Here is a 372-nt window from a genome sequence, read left to right on the forward strand (position 1 = left end):
AGCTGCGTATGTTCGCCCACGCTGACGTCAAAGCCGCCTTTGCCCGCGAAGAGTCCGGTCTGCTCCTCCACGCTCTGCCAGGTGCTGTGCATTTTGTCACGGCTCAGGTTCACGTTCGCCGAGCCGGTCATCGAGCCGAAGGTGAAGCTGCCGCCCGCGCTGGCGCTCTGCTGCTTCGAGTCGTAGCGGTCGCTGTCCTGCTCGCTCGCCAGCGTCAGGTTGCGCGCCACGTCCGCCTTCACCCGCTCACCGCTCACCTGCGCGCCCTGAAGCGTGGTGTCGCGCCCGCTCACCATCGTCACCTGGTTGCCCGCGCTCACCTGCGTTTCGGTGTGCGTCAGGCCGCTGCCCTGCTCGCTGCCCTTCGCCTTA

General features: G+C 67.2%; 1 protein-coding gene. It reads right to left on the reverse strand.

All coding sequences use genetic code 11. The features are described 5' to 3' along the window. On the reverse strand, window positions 1-372 hold a 372-nt coding region (locus tag ACCW71_RS20575; RefSeq protein WP_436374496.1), incomplete at both ends, for a hemagglutinin repeat-containing protein.

It is taken from the genome of Pantoea sp. C2G6, assembly GCF_051336815.1.
In the GTDB taxonomy this organism is placed as follows: Bacteria; Pseudomonadota; Gammaproteobacteria; order Enterobacterales; family Enterobacteriaceae; genus Pantoea.